This is a genomic window from Kineococcus haloalkalitolerans (genome assembly GCF_050871905.1).
Classification (GTDB): domain Bacteria; phylum Actinomycetota; class Actinomycetes; order Actinomycetales; family Kineococcaceae; genus Kineococcus.
The window spans coordinates 59,983-76,878 of record NZ_JBJLSH010000008.1; the positions used below are offsets into that span (position 1 = coordinate 59,983).

Annotated in this window: 19 protein-coding genes and 1 pseudogene; 9 read left to right on the forward strand and 11 right to left on the reverse strand. The window is 78.5% G+C overall.

The genetic code is table 11. The annotated features are described in order from the left end of the window. Positions 1 to 22: 22 nt before the first annotated feature. Complete coding sequence (gene zapE, locus ACRYMY_RS05330) at positions 23 to 1,096, reverse strand: cell division protein ZapE (protein ID WP_432546229.1); 1,074 nt, start codon at positions 1,094 to 1,096, stop codon at positions 23 to 25. A 216-nt stretch (positions 1,097 to 1,312) separates the two neighbouring features. Between zapE and ACRYMY_RS05335 the strand changes: the two genes are divergently transcribed. The 4 genes and pseudogenes from ACRYMY_RS05335 to ACRYMY_RS05350 all read left to right on the forward strand — a co-directional run bounded on the left by ACRYMY_RS05335 (position 1,313) and on the right by ACRYMY_RS05350 (position 4,247). Continuing rightward, on the forward strand, positions 1,313 to 2,212 hold the full coding sequence (locus ACRYMY_RS05335) for a sulfurtransferase (RefSeq protein ID WP_432546230.1): 900 nt from the start codon (positions 1,313 to 1,315) through the stop codon (positions 2,210 to 2,212). Then, positions 2,209 to 2,670: a SufE family protein gene (locus ACRYMY_RS05340; protein WP_432546231.1), complete on the forward strand. Its 462-nt coding sequence runs from the start codon at positions 2,209 to 2,211 to the stop codon at positions 2,668 to 2,670. Before ACRYMY_RS05335 ends, ACRYMY_RS05340 begins: the two co-directional genes overlap by 4 nt. A gap of 174 nt (positions 2,671 to 2,844) precedes the next feature. Next, positions 2,845 to 3,435 (forward strand): annotated as a pseudogene (ribA, locus tag ACRYMY_RS05345) (GTP cyclohydrolase II); the annotation flags it as partial. Further along, positions 3,432 to 4,247, forward strand: a complete 816-nt coding sequence (locus tag ACRYMY_RS05350) for a RibD family protein (RefSeq protein WP_432546232.1) — start codon at positions 3,432 to 3,434, stop codon at positions 4,245 to 4,247. The pseudogene ribA and the gene ACRYMY_RS05350, both read left to right, overlap by 4 nt. 16 nt (positions 4,248 to 4,263) lie before the next feature. Here ACRYMY_RS05350 and ACRYMY_RS05355 read toward each other — a convergent pair whose 3' ends face one another. The 7 genes from ACRYMY_RS05355 to ACRYMY_RS05385 form a co-directional block, all read right to left on the reverse strand. Then, positions 4,264 to 4,947 carry an HD domain-containing protein gene (locus ACRYMY_RS05355; protein WP_432546233.1) on the reverse strand — a complete coding sequence of 228 codons (684 nt, stop codon included), beginning with the start codon at positions 4,945 to 4,947 and terminating at the stop codon, positions 4,264 to 4,266. A gap of 161 nt (positions 4,948 to 5,108) precedes the next feature. Further along, positions 5,109 to 5,984 carry an SAM-dependent methyltransferase gene (locus ACRYMY_RS05360; RefSeq protein ID WP_432546234.1) on the reverse strand — a complete coding sequence of 292 codons (876 nt, stop codon included), beginning with the start codon at positions 5,982 to 5,984 and terminating at the stop codon, positions 5,109 to 5,111. Continuing rightward, positions 5,977 to 7,038: a glycosyltransferase gene (locus ACRYMY_RS05365; protein ID WP_432546235.1), complete on the reverse strand. Its 1,062-nt coding sequence runs from the start codon at positions 7,036 to 7,038 to the stop codon at positions 5,977 to 5,979. Before ACRYMY_RS05365 ends, ACRYMY_RS05360 begins: the two co-directional genes overlap by 8 nt. Continuing rightward, a complete protein-coding gene (locus ACRYMY_RS05370) occupies positions 7,035 to 7,433 on the reverse strand; it encodes a 6-pyruvoyl trahydropterin synthase family protein (protein ID WP_432546236.1) in 399 nt (132 codons plus the stop codon). Before ACRYMY_RS05370 ends, ACRYMY_RS05365 begins: the two co-directional genes overlap by 4 nt. 49 nt (positions 7,434 to 7,482) lie before the next feature. Then, positions 7,483 to 8,469, reverse strand: coding sequence for a zinc-dependent alcohol dehydrogenase (locus ACRYMY_RS05375; RefSeq protein ID WP_432546237.1), 987 nt, complete (start codon positions 8,467 to 8,469; stop codon positions 7,483 to 7,485). Then, positions 8,466 to 9,683, reverse strand: a complete 1,218-nt coding sequence (locus ACRYMY_RS05380; RefSeq protein WP_432546238.1) for an alpha/beta hydrolase — start codon at positions 9,681 to 9,683, stop codon at positions 8,466 to 8,468. The genes ACRYMY_RS05375 and ACRYMY_RS05380 overlap by 4 nt, the downstream gene beginning before the upstream one ends. Then, complete coding sequence (locus ACRYMY_RS05385) at positions 9,680 to 10,096, reverse strand: DoxX family protein (RefSeq protein ID WP_432546239.1); 417 nt, start codon at positions 10,094 to 10,096, stop codon at positions 9,680 to 9,682. The genes ACRYMY_RS05380 and ACRYMY_RS05385 overlap by 4 nt, the downstream gene beginning before the upstream one ends. Before the next feature lie 60 nt (positions 10,097 to 10,156). Here ACRYMY_RS05385 and ACRYMY_RS05390 point away from each other — a divergent pair, with 60 nt between their 5' ends. The 4 genes from ACRYMY_RS05390 (at position 10,157) to ACRYMY_RS05405 (ending at position 12,563) form a co-directional block, all read left to right on the forward strand. Then, complete coding sequence (locus ACRYMY_RS05390; protein WP_432546240.1) at positions 10,157 to 10,762, forward strand: hypothetical protein; 606 nt, start codon at positions 10,157 to 10,159, stop codon at positions 10,760 to 10,762. 61 nt (positions 10,763 to 10,823) lie between these two features. Then, a complete protein-coding gene (gene msrB, locus ACRYMY_RS05395; protein ID WP_432546241.1) occupies positions 10,824 to 11,249 on the forward strand; it encodes a peptide-methionine (R)-S-oxide reductase MsrB in 426 nt (141 codons plus the stop codon). 64 nt (positions 11,250 to 11,313) lie between these two features. Further along, the gene (locus ACRYMY_RS05400) at positions 11,314 to 12,147 is read left to right on the forward strand and encodes an aldo/keto reductase (protein WP_432546242.1); all 834 of its coding nucleotides are present in this window, start codon (positions 11,314 to 11,316) and stop codon (positions 12,145 to 12,147) included. 68 nt (positions 12,148 to 12,215) lie between these two features. Then, positions 12,216 to 12,563, forward strand: coding sequence for a hypothetical protein (locus ACRYMY_RS05405; RefSeq protein ID WP_432546243.1), 348 nt, complete (start codon positions 12,216 to 12,218; stop codon positions 12,561 to 12,563). A 72-nt stretch (positions 12,564 to 12,635) separates the two neighbouring features. Here ACRYMY_RS05405 and hemQ read toward each other — a convergent pair whose 3' ends face one another. The 3 genes from hemQ to hemE are packed head-to-tail and all read right to left on the reverse strand — an operon-like array spanning position 12,636 to position 15,857. Then, on the reverse strand, positions 12,636 to 13,343 hold the full coding sequence (hemQ, locus tag ACRYMY_RS05410) for a hydrogen peroxide-dependent heme synthase (protein ID WP_432546244.1): 708 nt from the start codon (positions 13,341 to 13,343) through the stop codon (positions 12,636 to 12,638). Between the two features lie 58 nt (positions 13,344 to 13,401). Next, positions 13,402 to 14,865, reverse strand: a complete 1,464-nt coding sequence (gene hemG, locus ACRYMY_RS05415) for a protoporphyrinogen oxidase (RefSeq protein WP_432546245.1) — start codon at positions 14,863 to 14,865, stop codon at positions 13,402 to 13,404. Next, positions 14,862 to 15,857, reverse strand: coding sequence for a uroporphyrinogen decarboxylase (gene hemE / locus ACRYMY_RS05420; protein ID WP_432546267.1), 996 nt, complete (start codon positions 15,855 to 15,857; stop codon positions 14,862 to 14,864). Before hemE ends, hemG begins: the two co-directional genes overlap by 4 nt. 199 nt (positions 15,858 to 16,056) lie before the next feature. On the opposite strand from hemE, the gene ACRYMY_RS05425 reads away from it, so the two are divergent. After that, the gene (locus ACRYMY_RS05425; protein WP_432546246.1) at positions 16,057 to 16,689 is read left to right on the forward strand and encodes a DUF3000 domain-containing protein; all 633 of its coding nucleotides are present in this window, start codon (positions 16,057 to 16,059) and stop codon (positions 16,687 to 16,689) included. Positions 16,690 to 16,896: the final 207 nt, after the last annotated feature.

Here is a 16,896-nt window from a genome sequence, read left to right on the forward strand (position 1 = left end):
GTACGACCCGCGGGGGCGCGGCTCAGGCGAGCGCCGCGCCCTCGCGGGCCAGCGCCGACAGGCGGGAGACCGCGCGCAGGTACTTCTTGCGGTAGCCGCCGTGCAGCAGCTCGTCGGTGAACACCTCGTCGAACGGCACCCCGGAGGCGGCGACCGGCACCTCCCGGTCGTACAGCCGGTCGGCGAGCACCACCAGCCGCAGGCCGACCACCTGGTCCGAGACCGTGCGCACCCCGCGCAGGCACACGGTGCCCGTGCCGGCGACCATCGCCCCGTACCGGCTGGGGTGGACGTCGGCCAGGTGGGCCAGCAGCGCGTCGAAGTCGTCGAGGGTGGCCCCCTCGCGGCCGGCGGCGACCCGCTCCACGTCGGCGTCGTCCAGCGGCCGCGGGGCCGACGCGGAACCGCGGTGCCGGTAGTCCTCCCCGTCGACGCGCACGACGTCGAAGCGCCCGGCCAGCGCCTGGATCTCGCGCTGGAAGTCCTGGGCGGCGAAGCGGCCCTCGCCCAGCGACCCCGGCAGCGTGTTGGAGGTGGCCGCCAGCTTCACGTCGCGGTCGACGAGCTCGCGCATCAGCCGGGACATGAGGACGGTGTCGCCGGGGTCGTCGAGCTCGAACTCGTCGATGCACACGAGGTCGTGGTGGGCCAGCGCCTCCACGGCCGGCAGGAACCCCAGCGCGCCGACGAGGTTGGTGTACTCCACGAACGTGCCGTAGGCCGCCGAGCGCCCGCCGTCGGTGACGACCTGGTGGTACAGCGAGGCCAGCAGGTGCGTCTTGCCGACGCCGAAGCCGCCGTCGAGGTAGGTGCCGGGGGCGCGCTCGTCGGTGCGCTTGCGGCGGAACAGCCCCGCCAGCCCACCGCCCCCGGAGCCGCCACCTCCGGCGACGCGCTCGCCGAAGGCGCTCATCCGCTGCACGGCCTCGGCCTGGCTGGGCTGGTCCGGCGCCGGGACGTAGGTGGAGAAGCGCACGTCGGCGAAGCGCGGCGGCGGCACCAGCTCGGCGACCAGCTGCTCGGGGGGCACCCGCGGGGAGCGCTCCACCAGGGCCGGCCGGGTCTGGTGCTGCTCCTGCTGCTCCGGGCTGCTCACCGCGCCAGCGTAGTGAGGCCGCGCCAGCGCGCCCGTCCGGCCGGGTGAGCGGGTCCCCGCGCGCGGCGGGGGGCGGGCGGCCCTCTGGCAGGATCGCGGCGGGAACGTCCGGCGCGCTCGCGGCGTTGCCGCTGGACGAGTCCGCGAGCACCCGCGACCCAGGACCCGAGGACCCGCGACGCGCACCCCGCCGCCCGGCGGAGAGCTGGAGGAACCGTGCCCCTGCCCCACGACAGCGACCCGAAGCTGGCCGAGTACGCCCACCCGGAGAAGCTCGTCACCACCGCGTGGCTGGCCGAGCACCTCGGCTCGGAGGGCCTGGCGGTCGTCGAGAGCGACGAGGACGTGCTGCTGTGGGACACCGGCCACGTCCCCGGGTCGGTGAAGGTGGACTGGCACACCGAGCTCAACGACCCCGTCACGCGCGACTACGTCGACGGCGAGGGCTTCGCCGCGCTCATGCGCCGCAAGGGGATCTCCCGCGACGACACCGTGGTGATCTACGGCGACAAGAACAACTGGTGGGCCGCCTACGCGCTGTGGGTGTTCACCCTGTTCGGGCACCCGGACGTGCGGCTGCTGGACGGCGGGCGCGCCAAGTGGGTCGCCGAGGGCCGCGCGATGACGACGGAGGCCCCCGAGCCCGCCCCGGCCGACTACCCGGTCGTGGAGCGCTCCGACGCCGCCGTGCGCGCGTTCAAGGAGGACGTCCTGGCGCACCTGGGCGGCCGGATGGTCGACGTGCGCTCGCCGCAGGAGTACACGGGCGAGCGCACCCACATGCCCGACTACCCGGAGGAGGGCACCGTGCGCGGCGGCCACATCCCCGGCGCGGACAGCGTGCCGTGGGCGCGCGCGGCCGCCGAGGACGGCACCTTCAAGCCGCGCGCCGAGCTGGAGGAGATCTACCAGCGCGAGAAGGGCCTGGCGCCCGGCGACGACGTCATCGCCTACTGCCGCATCGGCGAGCGCTCCAGCCACACCTGGTTCGTGCTCTCCGCGCTGCTGGGCTTCGAGAAGGTCCGCAACTACGACGGCTCGTGGACCGAGTGGGGCAACTCCGTGCGGGTGCCCATCGTCCGCGGCCCGGAGAAGGGCGAGGTGAGCGCCCGGTGAGCGGGAGCGACCCCTTCGGCCTGACGGCGGGCCTGCCGCCCGCCCTGGCCGACATCGTCGAGGACTTCCAGGCGCTGCCCGAGCGCGAGCGCCTGCAGCTGCTGCTGGAGTTCAGCCAGGGGCTGCCGGAGCTGCCGGCGCACCTGCAGGGGCACCCGGAGCTCATGGAGCGCGTCGACGAGTGCCAGTCGCCGGTGTTCATCTCCGTGGAGGTGGACGGCGAGGGCCGCGCCCACCTGCACGTGTCCGCCCCGCCGGAAGCGCCCACCACGCGCGGGTTCGCCGGGGTGCTGCGCGAGGGCCTGGAGGGCCTGCCGGCCGCCGAGGTCCTCGAGCTGCCGGCCGACGTGTGCTCGCGGCTGGGTCTGGAGCAGGCCGTCAGCCCGCTGCGCATGCGCGGCATGACGGGGATGCTCGCCCGCGTCAAGCGCCAGGTCCGGGTGGCCCTGGCCGCCTGAGCCGCCGTCCACGCCGCCACCCGCGCCGCCGCCGGCCGGCGGCCCCCCACGTCCCGGTCCCCGTCGAGCAGCGGCGGGTGCATCCGGACCCAGCCCGCGAGGAGAAGAACGCACGTGACCGACACCCGGGAGTCCAGCGACGTGGCCCTGGCACCGCAGCACCCGGCCCTGCCCGTCGTCCGGGTGGCCGAGACGCGGTTGCCCACGGCCCACGGCACCTTCCGCGCGGTGGCCTACCGCCAGGCCGACGGGGTGGAGCACCTCGCGCTCGTCGCCGGTGACCTCGGCGACGGCCGCGACGTGCTCGTGCGCCTGCACTCGGAGTGCCTGACGGGGGACGCGCTGGCGTCGCTGCGCTGCGACTGCGGTCCGCAGCTGCAGGCGGCGCTGGAGGCGATCACGGCGGAGGGCCGGGGCGTGGTCGTCTACCTGCGCGGGCAGGAGGGCCGCGGCATCGGCCTGGCCGAGAAGATCGCCGCCTACGCCCTGCAGGAGCGCGGCCGGGACACCGTCGAGGCCAACCTCGACCTCGGGCACCCGGTGGACTCGCGCGACTACACCGGCGCCGCGGCCGTGCTGGCCGACCTGGGCGTGCACGACGTGGAGCTCATGACGCACAACCCGGTCAAGGTGGAGGCGCTGCGCGCGCACGGCGTGCCTGTGCTGCGCCGGCGCGACCTGCCGGTGGCGCAGACGCTGGACAACGTGCGCTACCTGCGCACCAAGCGCGACCGGATGGGTCACCGCCTGCCGGGAGTGTCGTGAGCACCGGGACGGGCACCACCGTCCCCGTGCGCGCACCGCGCCCCGCAGCCCCGCAGCCCCCTCCCGCCGCGGCGGACGGCGGGGGCGCGTGGTCGCTCCTGCTGCGCCTGGCCCGCGAGGAGGACCCGGGCGCGGTGGCGGCCGCGCTGGCCCGGCACGCCGGTGACCCGCTCGTGCAGCGCTACGCGCGCCTGCTGGCGGCCGGGCGCACCGGGGTCGTCGCGCAGCTGGGGCAGAGCCTGGACGGCTGCATCGCCACGGCGGGCGGGGACTCGGCGCCGGTGACGGGCGAGGCCGACCACGAGCACCTGCACCGGCTGCGCGCCCTCGTGGACGCCGTGGTGGTGGGCCCGGGCACCGTGCACCACGACGACCCGCGCCTGACGGTGCGGGCGGTGCCGGGCCCGGACCCGCGGCGCGTCGTCCTCGACCCCGCGGGCCGGCTGCGCGACCGCGCGCTCCTGCGCGACCCGGCCACCCTGTGGTTCACCCAGTGCCCCGTGGACTCCCCCGGCGCGCAGGTCGTCGTCCTGGACGTCGGCGCCGGTCCGGGCGAGGTGCTGGCGGTGCTGCGCGAGCACGGCCTGCGCCGCGTGCTCGTGGAGGGCGGCGGGCGGACGGTGTCGCAGTGGGTGGACGCCGGGGTCGTCGACCGCCTGTTCCTGACGATCGCCCCGCTCATCATCGGGCGCGGGGGCCGGCGCGGGCTGGCCCTGCCGGACGTGGAGCCGCTGAGCGCGTGCCGCCGCCCCCCGGTGCACCGGCACGTCCTCGGCGAGGACGTGTGCTGGGAGCTGGACCTGCGCGCCTGAGCGCTCGCGCGTCCCGTCAGGCGCCGGGAGCCGGCCAGGGCGCGCGGGCCAGCCGCTCCTCGGTGCGGCGCACCGCGGCGCGCAGCGCGGGCTCGCGGACCCCGCTGACGCGCACCGTGGCGCTGTCCGCGCCCCGTCGGCGGCGCACCTCGGCGAACCGGGCGTCGAGGTCCACGGGCTCGCCGAGGCGGCCCGTGCGCTGGTCGGCGTAGGCCAGCGCGTCCGCCAGCGGGCCGGTCGCGGACCCGGGCACGCTCACAGCGGCCAGCTGGGGCGCCAGGCGCAGGTGGGCCGCCACGAAGCGGGCGCCGGAGTGGTGGGCGACCAGGCCCACGACGCGCTCGTCCCACCCGCGGTCGGCCAGCCACCGCGCACCGTCGAGGGGGTGGTAGCCGTGGCGGACGAGCTCGGGCGCGTAGCCGACGTCGTGCAGCCAGGCGGCGGCCACGAGGACGGGACGCTCGGCCGGCGGCAGGACGCGGGCCACCACGCTCGCGGTGGCGGCCACCCCGCGGGTGTGGCTCAGGCGGGCGGGGTCGCCCGCCAGCAGGTCCGCGGCCACGGCGCGCGCCTCCTGCACGGCCTCCGCCGGCAGCCGCCCCGGCCTCGCGGCCGCGGGGGCCGGGGCGCCCGGCACGAGCGGTCCGACGCGGGTGACGACGAGGTCGCGGGAGGACTGCCGGGCGCGCGCGGTCTGCACGAGCGGGGAGCGTAGGGGGGCCGGCCGCAGGTCCACAACGCCCGTCACCGGTTCTTCGGCCGAACCGGTGGGAGCGCTCTCTCGGTGGCGGGCAGGTGCGACGCGGGGTCCGTGCGCGACGACCCCGCGTCACCGCGGGAGCCGTCCGGGACGCCACCGGCTCAGGACGACGGCAGAGCCAAGAGGTCCTCGTGCCCCACGTGCGCCCGCAGCCCCGGCAGCGCCAGCCGGCGCCGGCGCCACTCGTCCCAGTCCCGGGCCCCGCCCGGCCCGGCGCCGCCCGCGCGCGCCGGCGCCACCCAGCCGTCCAGCCACGCCTCCAGCAGCGGCCGCGTCGCCGGGCCGAGCCGCCACGGCGACGGCTCCCGGTGCACCTCCCAGCCGCCGGCGGCCAGCAGGCCCGCCACGTGGTCGGTCGCGTCCGGTCCCAGGCCGTGCCGGCGCTGGTCGGCGTCGAAGGCGGCCGCGACGACGTCGTCCCCGCCGGCGGGCGGGTCGAGGCGGGCGCCGCCCGTCACGGTGAGCGCCAGCAGGACCGGCGGGCGCGGGTCCAGGGCACCGAGCGCGCCGGCGAGCACGGCGGCCGTGGCGGGCGTGAGCACGTCGAGCAGCGCGGAGGCCACGACGACGTCGGCGGGCCGGCCCGCCGGGCGCAGGACGCCGGCCAGGGCCGCTGGGTCGCCCAGGTCCAGGCGGACCGCGACCGCGTCCACCCGCAGCCGCTCGCCCGCCCCGGTCGTCCCGCCGGGGCGCGGCCCGGCCAGCGCCCGGCGCAGGAGCACCTCGTCGTGGTCGGCGAGGGTCCACTCCTGCCGCGCGTGCCCGGCCGCGGCCAGCCGGGGCGCCAGGTGCCGCAGCGTCGAGCCCGCGCCCGCCCCCAGGTCCACCACGCGCAGCGGGGCGCCCGGGGCCGGCAGGCGCCGCAGCAGCAGCTCCTCCAGCCGCGCGGAGCGGCTGGCGTGGTCCACGGGCTCGCGCAGCGCCAGCCAGTCGGCGTCGAAGCGCTCCAGCTCGCGCTCCTCGTGCTGCTCAGCCACCGGCTGCTCCTCCCGGTCGGGGCGCGTCGCGCGCCAGCTCCAGCGCGCCGCGGACCGCGGCCGCGGTCCCCTCCCACGTCGGCAGCCGCCCCGCCCGCCGGCGCGCGGCCGCCCGCAGGTCCCGGCGCAGCGCGGCGTCGCCGGCCCACCGCTGCAGCGCGGCGGCCACGGCGTCGGCCGAGCGCTCCACGACCAGGCCCGCGTCGCCCACGAGGTCCGGCAGCTCGCCGGCGGCGCTGACGAGCGAGGGGACGCCGCGGGCCAGGGCCTCGGCGACCGCCATGCCGTACGGCTCGCGCGAGGACAGCAGGACGTGCAGGTCGGTGCGGTCCCAGCGCGCCGCCAGGGCCGCGGCGTCCAGCGGCCCCAGCAGGGCGGTGCGGGCACCGGTGCCGGCGGCGCGCACCGCCGCCTCGACGGCCCCGCCGCCGGGCCCGGGCCCGCCGGCCAGCCCCAGCGTCCACGGCGCGCCCAGGCGCTGGACGGCCTCGACGGCCAGCGCCTGCCCCTTGCGCCCGCAGACCGTGCCCACGCTCAGCAGCCGGTGCGCGCCCAGCGCGGCCGACGGGCGGGCCGGCGCCGTGCCGGGCGGGGCCAGGACGAGGCGGTCCGCGGCCACGCCGAGGTCGCGCAGCCGGCGCGCCGACCAGGCGCTCGTGGCCACCACGACGGTCGCGGCCGCCAGCGAGCGCCGCTCGTCCTCCAGCGGCGCGGCGGGCGGGTCGTCGTCGGCGCGCAGCAGGTGCACGAGCAGCACCGCGCGCAGCCGGTGCGCGTGCGCGGCCAGGACGTCGGGGCGGGCGGTGGCGACGAGGCCGTCGAGGAGGACCGGTGACCCGGCGGGCACCGCGCCCAGCGCCTCGTCGAGGGCCGCCGCCGGGTCGGGCCCGGTGACGGTGACGGCCCGCAGCCCGGGCAGGTCCGCCAGCAGGCGCTGGTCGTAGCGGTTGCCGCCGGTGGGCGCGTCCAGCCCGGGCGGCACCAGGAACGGGACCCCGGACGTCCCCCCGGACGGCTGCCCGCCGGCGGGAGCGGCGCCGGCGGCACCGCTCACAGGGACCGCTCGTAGGCGCCCCACGCCACGTCGGACTCGCGCAGCAGCACGTGCAGGGAGTCCAGCCCGGCGGCGTGCGGGCCCAGGGAGCCGGCCGCGACGGCGTCGGCGAGCCGGTCGGCCAGCCACCCGCACAGGAACTCCGTCGTGGTCGTGCGGCCGCGGAACTCCTCCACCTCGTCGAGGTTGCGGTAGCCGATGCGGCCCAGCTCCGCGGACAGCGCCGCCGCGGCCGCGCCGATGTCGACCACCAGGCCGTCGGGGTCCAGCTCCCGGCGGCGGAAGGTGGCCTCGACGACGAAGGTCGCCCCGTGCAGCGCCTGCGCGGGCCCGAAGACCTCGCCGGGCAGGCTGTGGGCGACCATCACGCGGTCGCGGACGGTGAGGGAGTACACGGGCGGCTCCGGGGTCGGGGTCGGGGACCGGCGGGGTGCGGGGCGGGTTTCAGCCGGTGGCGTAGCGCACGCGGTGGCACAGGGCGTGCGAGCCGGGCCCGGCCACGCGCGGCAGGTCCCGCGGCAGGTCGTCGAAGGCGCTCTCCCCGCTGACCAGGGCGTCGAACGCCTCGTCGCGCAGCAGCTCCAGCGCCAGCGCGAGGCGCCGGCGGGTCGTCCAGCGGGGCGCGCGGGCCGGCGGGACGCGCCCGACCTGGCTGGCGCGCACGGTCAGGCGCCGGGAGTGGAAGCCCTCGCCCAGGCGCACCTCGACGGGCCGGTCGCCGTACCAGCTGAGCTCGGTCAGCACGCCCTCGTCGCCCAGCAGCGACAGGCCCGTGGACAGCCCCGCGCCGGTGCCGCTGGTGTGCAGGACGACGTCGCGCTCGCGCCGGGCGTCGTCGGGCGCGACGAGCTCCACGCCCATCCGCCGCGCCACCGCGTCCCGCCCGGGCGCCACGTCGACGGCCTCCACGTCGGTGCCGGGCACCTGCGCGGCCAGCCGCGCCACCACCAGGCCCAGGACGCCGGCGCCGACGACGCTGACCCGGTCACCGGCGGCGACCTGCGCGTCCCACAGGCCGTTGACGGCCGTCTCCAGCATCCCGGCGAGCACGGCCCGCCCGGCCGGGACGCCGGCGGGCACCGCGAGGACGGCGTGCGCGGGCACGACGTAGCGGTCCTGGTGCGGGTGCAGGCAGAAGACGGTGCGGCCCAGCAGCTCCGGCACCCGGCCGCCGGCGGTGGTGACGGTGCCCACGGAGAGGTAGCCGTACTTGACGGGGAAGGGGAACTCCCCGGCCTGGAAGGGCGCCCGCATCGCGTCGTGCTGGCTGGGCGGCACCCCGCCGCGCATCACGAGGGCCTCGGTGCCGCGGCTGACGGCGGAGAACAGGGCCGTGACCTCCACGTCCCCGGCGCCGACGGGCCGCAGCTCCTCCTCGCGCACCTCCCCCGCCCCCGGGCCGGTGGTCCAGAAGGCGCGCGCGGTGCTCACGCCCCCTCCCCCGGGCCGGTCCCGGGCTCGGGGCGCAGGTCCAGGTGCTCGCGCAGGAACGCCTCGACGGCGGCCTCCCAGCGCGCGGGGTCCACGTTCCACTCCTTGGTGTGGCGGGCCCGCTCGCTCGGCACGTACGTCACTAGGTCCGGCCGGGCCGCGGCCAGGCGCTGCGAGGGCCCGGAGGGCACGTAGTCGTCGTCGTCGCTGTGCAGCAGCAGCACGGGCAGGACGAGCTCCTCGGCGCGGCGCACCCAGTCCATCCGGCGCAGGTCCACCGGCCCGTCGACGCCGACCAGGCGCCGGCCCAGCGGGTGCGCCAGCAGCCGCAGCCCGTACCGGCCCAGCCGCACCGGCACCCCGTAGCGGCGGGCCTGGTGGTCCAGGACGTCGTACCAGTCGACGACCGGGCCGTCGAGGACGAGGGCGGCCACCCGCTCGGCCAGCTCCGAGCGCGCGACGAACTGCAGCAGGATCGCCCCGCCCATCGACCAGCCGACGACGACGAGGCGGCGCGCGCCGGCGTCCAGCGCGTACCGGGCCACGGCCTCCACGTCGTGCCACTCGGTGTCGCCCAGGCCGTAGCGCCGGGCCGGGGAGGAGGGGCCGTCGGCGTCGTTGCGGTAGGCGGGCACCAGGCACGGCAGGCCCAGGCGGTGCAGGACGGGCAGCGCGCGCAGCGCCTCCTCGCGGGTGGCGCCGCGCCCGTGCACGAGCAGCGCCCACGTGCCCGGCGGCAGCGCGCCGTCTGCCCCGCCGTCCCCGGTCGCCGGGACGAACCAGCACGGCAGGTCGCCGACCTCCGAGGGCACGCGCAGGTCCTCGTGCGGCAGGCCCAGCGCGCTCGCCGGGTCGCCGGCGAAGAAGTACTGGTTCCAGCGGGCCGGGCCCGGCAGCACCTGCCCGGCGTCGACGCCCAGCAGTTCGCGGGTGACGCGCTCGGCGGTCACCGACAGCACGTCGCCGACGCGGAAGTGCCCCCGCCCGGCCTCCGTCCACACCCCGTAGCGGCCCGGCACCACGGTGTCGGGGGTGACCGTCAGCACGACGCGGCGCGGCCCGACCTGCAGGACCTCCAGGTCGTCGGGCTTGTGGCGGGCCGGGGTGACCACGGCCCGGGCGAAGGCGGCGGCCACCCCCGTGGCCGCCGCGGCGCCGAGCGCGAGCGCCGCGGTGGAGACCGCGCCGACGACCGCGCCGCGCGTGGCCCTCACGCGGCCCCCGCCCGCCACGCCGCCCGCACCAGCGGCACCTGCAGCGGCAGCCGGGCCAGGGTCAGCGCGCAGCGCACCCGGGCGCCGCGACCGCGCCCGCGCTCCCGCCAGGCGTCCAGCGCCATCCGACCGTTGGCGGGCCAGACGGCCAGCAGCAGCGCCGCGCTCGCGCGGGCGGCGGCCGGGCGCGTGCGCGGCAGGGCCAGCCCGGCGGCCAGCAGCAGCTCCGCGACGCCGGAGGCCAGCGTCCACGCGCGCGGGGCACCGGGCAGCGACCGGGGGACGACGGCGTCGAAGGGGGCCGGCCGCAGCAGGTGCGCGGTGCCCGCCGCGGCCAGCAGCGCCGCCAGCGGCAGGGCCGGGGCGCCCGCGGCGGGTGCGCCGCCGGTGGCGTGCGCGCCGTCCCGGTCCACGCCGTGATCCTGCCGCAGTCCCCGTGCCGCGGCGACGGCGCCCCCGGTAGCGTCGCGGGGGTGCCGTCCACGCCCGCCCAGAACCCCTCCCCCGACGCCGCCCGCGGACCGGGCCAGCAGCCCGCCACGCCCGCCGCGCCCGCCCCGGAGCCCGCCGCGGCCGCCGGGGAGTCCTCGCCGTGGACCCTCGTGGTGCTCACCGAGGAGGCGTTCGGCGACGTCGACGCCCGCAACGTCGCGCAGCTGCACGCCGGGGAGGCGGTGCGCCACGTCGTGCTCGTCCCGGCCGACACCCGCCGCAGCGTCCTGGCCGGCCTGCTGGACCACCTGAGCCTGGGCGAGCTGCGCGAGGCCCTCGGCGCCCTGCGCGAGGGCGGCCGCACCGACCCCGAGCAGGCGCGCGCCGAGGCCGAGGCGGCCCTGGCGGCGACCCTGGCGGCCCTGCGCGCGGAGGGCCTGGACGCCGACGGGCGCACCACCGGGGACGACCCGGTGCCCGCGGTGCGCGAGGCGCTGCGCTCCGAGCCCGACGCCCGCGAGCTGGTCGTCGTCACCCGCCCGCACGCCGTGGAGGACACCTTCCACACCGACTGGGCCTCCCGCGCCCGCGACGAGCTGGGCGTGCCCGTCCTGCACGTGTACGCGGGCACCACCCGCCTCGGCTGAGCGCCCGGGACGCTCCCGCCCGCCCCGGAACACCGCCCCCCGCGCGCCGGTTGGAACGGTCATGACGAGCTCCGAGACCACCGGCCGCTACGCCGTGACCAAGACCGACGCGGAGTGGCGCGAGCAGCTGAGCCCGCAGGAGTACGCGGTCCTGCGCCAGGCCGGCACCGAGCGCCCCTTCACCGGCGAGTACGAGGACACCACCACCGAGGGCGTCTACGCCTGCCGCGCCTGCGGGGCGGAGCTGTTCACCAGCTCCGAGAAGTTCGCCTCCCACTGCGGGTGGCCGTCCTTCTTCGACCCCAAGGACAGCGACGCCGTCGAGTTGCTGCAGGACCGCTCCCTCGGCATGGTCCGCACGGAGGTCCGCTGCGCGAACTGCGGGTCGCACCTCGGCCACGTCTTCGAGGGCGAGGGCTACCCGACGCCGACCGACCAGCGGTACTGCATCAACTCCATCAGCCTGACGCTGCGCCCCACGGCCTGAGCGCCCGCCCACCGGCGGGTCCGGGACCCGGGCCGGTGCGGGCGCACCGACCCGAGGAGAGCGCGTGAGCGTCCCCGTCCTGGACCTGCCCACCGGCCGGCCGATCCCCCAGCTGGGGCTCGGCACGGCCCGCACCGACGACGCGACCGCCCGGCGGGTGGTGGCGCAGGCGATCGAGCTGGGCTACCGGCTCGTCGACACGGCGGCCAGGTACGAGAACGAGGTCGGGGTGGGACAGGGCATCGCCGACGCCGGCCTGCCCCGCGAGGAGCTGTACGTCACCACCAAGCTGCGCGGTGCGGACCAGGGGTACGCCCCGACCCGCACCGCGCTGCGCGCCAGCCTGGAGCGCCTGGGGCTGGACCACGTCGACCTGTACCTCGTGCACTGGCCGCTGCCGCGCCTCGGCCTGTTCGCCGAGAGCTACCGGGCGATGGTGGAGATGCGCGAGGAGGGGCTGACCCGCGCCGTCGGCGTCTCGAACTTCCTGCCCGAGCACCTGGACGTCCTGCACGCCGAGGGCCTGCCGGTGCCGGCGGTCAACCAGGTGGAGTTCCACCCCCGCCTGCAGCAGCGCGGCGTGCTCGACGACAACGCCCGGCGCGGGATCGTCACGCAGGCGTGGTCCCCGCTGGGCGCCGGCAAGGGGCTGCTGGAGGAGGAGCCCGTGCGGGCCGCGGCGCAGCGGCACGGCGTCAGCCCGGCGCAGGTGGTGCTGCGCTGGGACGTCCAGCACGGCGTCGTCACCATCCCCAAGGCCTCCAGCCGCGAGCGGCTGGCGCAGAACCTGGACGTCTTCTCGTTCTCCCTGGACGACGCGGAGGTCGCCGCGATCGACGCGCTGGAGCGCGGCGAGCGGGTGGGCGGGCAGGACCCGGCGCTGCACGAGGAGTTCTGAGCAGAGCCAGCGGGCCCCTCCGCCGTCCCGGCGTGCGGGGGCGAGCCGCCCCCGGCAGGGTGGGGGCCATGAGCGAGCAGTCCCACGACAGCGCCGAGCCCGACGTCGACCCCCTGGACGACCCGGACCTGCGCGCCCGCGACTCCTCGATCGACGCGGGCCCCGACGACGGCGACGAGCTGGGTGCCCTGCGCACCGACGACCTCATCGGCGACTCCGACGACGACACGTACGACACCGACCGCTCCAGCAGCCACGCGCTGCGCGAGCTGATGCGCGACGACGTCGACCCGGACGCCGAGACGCTCGACGAGCGCCTGACGCAGGAGGTCCCGGACGACGCGGGTGGCTCCGGCCACCTGCCGGCCACCGACCCGCTCGAGGGCGCCGACACCCCGGACCCCGAGCGCATCTGAGCAGCACTCCCGGACCCGACGCGCGAGGGGCCCCGCACCGGCCGGTGCGGGGCCCCTCGCGCGTGCGGCGGGTCAGTGGAAGGAGGCGACCAGGTCGGCCAGCTCGACCTTCGGGCCCGTGTAGAAGGGCACCTCCTCGCGCACGTGCCGGCGCGCCTCGGTGGCGCGCAGGTCGCGCATGAGGTCGACGATGCGGTGCAGCTCGTCGGCCTCGAAGGCCAGGACCCACTCGTAGTCGCCCAGGGCGAACGCGGAGACGGTGTTGGCGCGCACGTCCTCGTAGGGGCGGGCGGCCAGGCCGTGGTCGCGCAGCATCTTGCGGCGCTCGCCGTCCTCGAGCAGGTACCACTCGTAGGAGCGCACGAACGGGTACACGCACACGTAGTCGCGGGCGCGCTCGCCGGCCATGAAGGCGGGCACGTGCCCGCGGTTGAACTCCGCGGGCCGGTGCAGGCCCACGACGGACCACACGGGCGCCAGGTGGGCGCCCAGGCGGGTGGCGCGCAGGCGGCGGTAGGCCTCCTGGACCAGCTCGACCGTCTCGGCGTGCCACCAGACCATGACGTCGGCGTCGGCGCGCAGGCCCGCGACGTCGTACAGGCCGCGCACGACGAGGCCCTTGCCGGTCAGCTCGTCCAGGAGGGCCTGCACCTCGCCCACGAGGGCGCGCCGGTCGGCGTCGCCGAGGGCGTGCTCCACGCGGAACACCGACCACATGGTGTAGCGGACGGTGTTGTTGATCTCCTCGGCGCTGGGGGCGGCGTGGCTGGTCTCGGTCATGGCGCCATTCTCCCCCGCGCTCGGCGGACGGCTCCCGCCGGCCGGGGGGTGAGACGCCTCACGCGCCCCCGGTGCACCCGGCCGGCTCGCTGAGCTCGGTCAGCACGGCGTCGGCGGCCGCGCGGGCCGCGGCCGCGCACGCCGGCACGCCCACGCCGTCGAGGACGGACCCGGCCAGCGCGAGGCGCCCGGCCCCGGCGACGGCCGCGCGCAGGCGGGCCACCCGGTCCAGGTGCCCGACGGCGTACTGCGGCAGCCCGTCCACCCAGCGCGCCACGGCGGCGTCCACGGGCCGCAGCTCCCGCTCCAGCAGGGCGCCCGCGTCGGCGACCGCGGTGGCCAGGACCCGCTGGTCGTCCCAGCCGAGGACCTCGTCCTCACCGGCGCGGCCCAGCGAGACGCGCAGGACGGCCACGTCCTCGCGCTGGGCGGCCACCCAGGCCCACTTGGACGCCGACAGGGTCAGCGCCTTGACCCGCAGCCCGGCGGCCGCGCCCACCACGGGCGGCACGAGCACCCCGGAGCCGGTCAGGCCGGACAGCTGGTCCACGGGCACGGCCAGCGCCGCGATCACCACGCTCGCCGTCTCGACGGCGGCCAGCTCCGCGGCGGCCGCGGGCACGGGCTCGCGCAGCAGCCGGGCCGCGGCGGGCGCCGGCAGCGCCACCACGACGGCGTCGGCGGCGAGCGTCCCGGCCGCGGTGCGCACCCGCCAGCCGGCGTCGGCCCCGCGGCCGTCGCGCTCCAGGCCGGTCACGGGGGTGCCGGTGCGGACCTCACCGCCGCGGGCCCTCACGGCGGCCGCGAGCGCCTCCGGCAGGCGGGCGACGCCGCCGGCGACACCGGCGAAGACGGGCCCGGCACCGGCGGGGCGGGCGGCGGCGGCCTCGCGCACCCCGGCCATCAGCGACCCGCCCGCCGCGGCGCGCCGCCACAGCGCCGGGACGGTGGCCCGCAGCGACAGCCGGTCGGCGTGCCCGGCGTAGACACCGCCCAGCAGGGGCTCGACGAGCCGGTCGACGACGGCCCGCCCGACGCGGTCGGCGACGTGGGCGCCGACGCTGACGTCGTGCTCCAGCGGGGCAGCGGGCCGCTCCTCGTCCTGCGCGGCGCGCTCGACGTCCGCCGCGGGCAGCAGGGCGCGCAGCTGCTCCGGGCTCGCGGGCACGCCCATGACCGTGCCCGCGGGCAGCGGGTGCAGGCCGTCCTCCAGGCGCAGCGCCGCCGAGGCCGTGGCGGGGTGGACGAGGTCGTCGCCCAGGCCCGCCTCGCGCACGAGGTCGACGGCCTCGGGCCGGCGCGCCAGCAGCGACTCGGCGCCCAGGTCGAGCACGACGCCGCCGACCTCGGCGCGCTGCAGGACGCCGCCCACGCGCCCGGCGGCCTCGTGCACCACGACCTGCAGCGGCCGGCCGGCGCGGGTGAGCAGGTGGTGGGCGGCGGTCAGGCCGCTGACCCCGCCGCCCACGACGACGACGCGGGCGGGACGGTCGGGACCGGGGTCGGGGGCGGGCGCGCTCACGCGGTGCCGCGCCAGGCGTGCACCTCGTCCACCACGCGGTGCAGCACGTCCGGGTCGGCCGAGGGCGGCACGCCGTGGCCGAGGTTGAAGACGTGCCCGGCGCCGGCGCGCTCGCCGGCGGCCAGGACGCGGCGCACCTCCTCGCGCAGCACCTCCCAGGGGGCGGAGAGCAGGGCGGGGTCGAGGTTGCCCTGCACGGCCACGGGCCGCCCGGCACCGGCGCGGCCGCGCGCGGCGCCGACGTCCAGCGGCACGCGGAAGTCCACGCCCAGGACGTCGACCCCTCCGTCGACGGCGGCCATCGCGCCCAGCAGCTCGCCGGTCCCGGTGCCGAAGTGGGTGCGCGGCACGCCGAGGTCGGCGACGGCGCGCAGGGCGGCGGCGGAGTGCCCGGCCACGTGGCGCTCGTAGTCGGCCAGGGACAGCGAGCCGACCCAGGAGTCGAACAGCTGCACGGCGGAGGCGCCGGCGAGCACCTGCGCGCGCAGGAACGCGCCCGTGACCTGCGCCAGGCGGGCGGCGAGGTCGTGCCACAGCTGCGGGTCGGCGTGCATGAGCGCCTTGGTGCGCAGCAGGTCGCGCGAGGGGCCGCCCTCCACGAGGTAGCTGGCCAGGGTGAAGGGGGCGCCGGCGAAGCCGATGAGCGGCGTGCCGCCGTGGCTCGCGGCCAGCTCGGCGGTGATCAGCCGCACCGCCTCGGTGACGTGCCCGAGGGCGTCACCGGTCAGCTCCGGCAGCCGGTCCAGGTCGGCGCGGGTGCGGAACGGCTCGGCGATGACCGGGCCGGTGCCGGGGACGATCTCCACACCGACGCCGGCGGCCTCCAGCGGCACGACGATGTCGGAGTAGAAGATCGCCGCGTCCACGCCGTAGCGGCGCACGGGCTGCAGGGTGATCTCGGTGACCAGCTCGGGGCGGCGGCAGGACTCGAGCATCGTCGTGCCCTCGCGCACCCGCCGGTACTCCGGCAGCGAGCGGCCGGCCTGCCGCATGAACCACACGGGGGTGCGCCCGCCGGTCTCCAGGGGCCGGCCGCCGCGCGCGGCCACGAGGTACGGCTGCTGCGAGCCCGGGTCGGCGGGACCGGCGGAGCTGGCGGGGGCTGGGCTGGGGGTGGGGCCGGGCACGCGCCGATGGTCCCACGGCGCGGCGCACCCGGTCCGCGGCGGCCTCGTGCCTAGTCTCCGGGACGTGACCGTGACCCGCGTGCGACCCGGTGACGGGGCCGCTCCGCCGCCCGCGTTCGCGGACGCCGTGGCGGCCCTGCGCGCGAGCCGCGTGCGCCCGGAGGTGGTCGTCACCGAGGTGCCCGCGCCGGCCCGGATCGCCCCGCACGCCGTGGCGCTGTCCGGGGACGTCCTGCTCGACGGGGAGGAGCTGGCGACGGGCCGGTTCATCCTCCTGCACGACCCCGCCGCCCCGCCGGAGTGGGGCGGCACCTTCCGGGTCGTCACGTACGCGCGGGCGGGCCTGGAGGCCGAGCTGGGCGCCGACCCGCTGCTGGGCCGGGTCGGCTGGTCGTGGCTGGAGGACGCCCTGGCCGGCGCGGGCGCCCGGGCCGCCGAGGTGGGCGGCACGGTGACGCGGGTGCTCAGCGAGGGCTACGGCGCCCTGGCCGACCGCGAGGCGTCCGTGGACGTGGAGGTGCGCGCCTCGTGGACGCCCCTGGCGGCGACGGGGACGACGGGTCCGGTGGGTCCGGCGGTGCTCGCGCCCGGTGACGTCGCCGCCCACGTGGAGGCGTGGGGCGTGCTCCTGTGCGCGGTGGCGGGGCTGCCGCCGGCGCCCGAGGGCGTCAGTTCCCTCGGACGGCCGTACCGCTGACCCCGTCCTGACGGTCGGTGACCGGCTGCGGCCGCGGGCGGGCCCGGAGCCGGTGCGCGCTCACCCGGACGGGTGGGCGCCCACCCGCCGGGACGCACCCGGCGGTGACGTCGTCGCAGGTCGTGACGGGTGCCGGCGCGGTCCGGTCCGTCCCCGGACGTCAAGCCCGACCCCCGTCCGGCCGATCACCTCGGGACAGAGGCTCCG

Bases quoted from the DNA above. Each gene is read 5' to 3' on its own strand.
- hemQ (WP_432546244.1), bottom strand. From the start codon at position 13,343: ATGACCGAGACCAGCCACGCCGCCCCCAGCGCCGAGGAGATCAACAAC.
- msrB (WP_432546241.1), top strand. From the start codon at position 10,824: ATGACGAGCTCCGAGACCACCGGCCGCTACGCCGTGACCAAGACCGAC.
- hemE (WP_432546267.1), bottom strand. From the start codon at position 15,857: ATGCGGCAGGCCGGCCGCTCGCTGCCGGAGTACCGGCGGGTGCGCGAG.
- ACRYMY_RS05405 (WP_432546243.1), top strand. From the start codon at position 12,216: ATGAGCGAGCAGTCCCACGACAGCGCCGAGCCCGACGTCGACCCCCTG.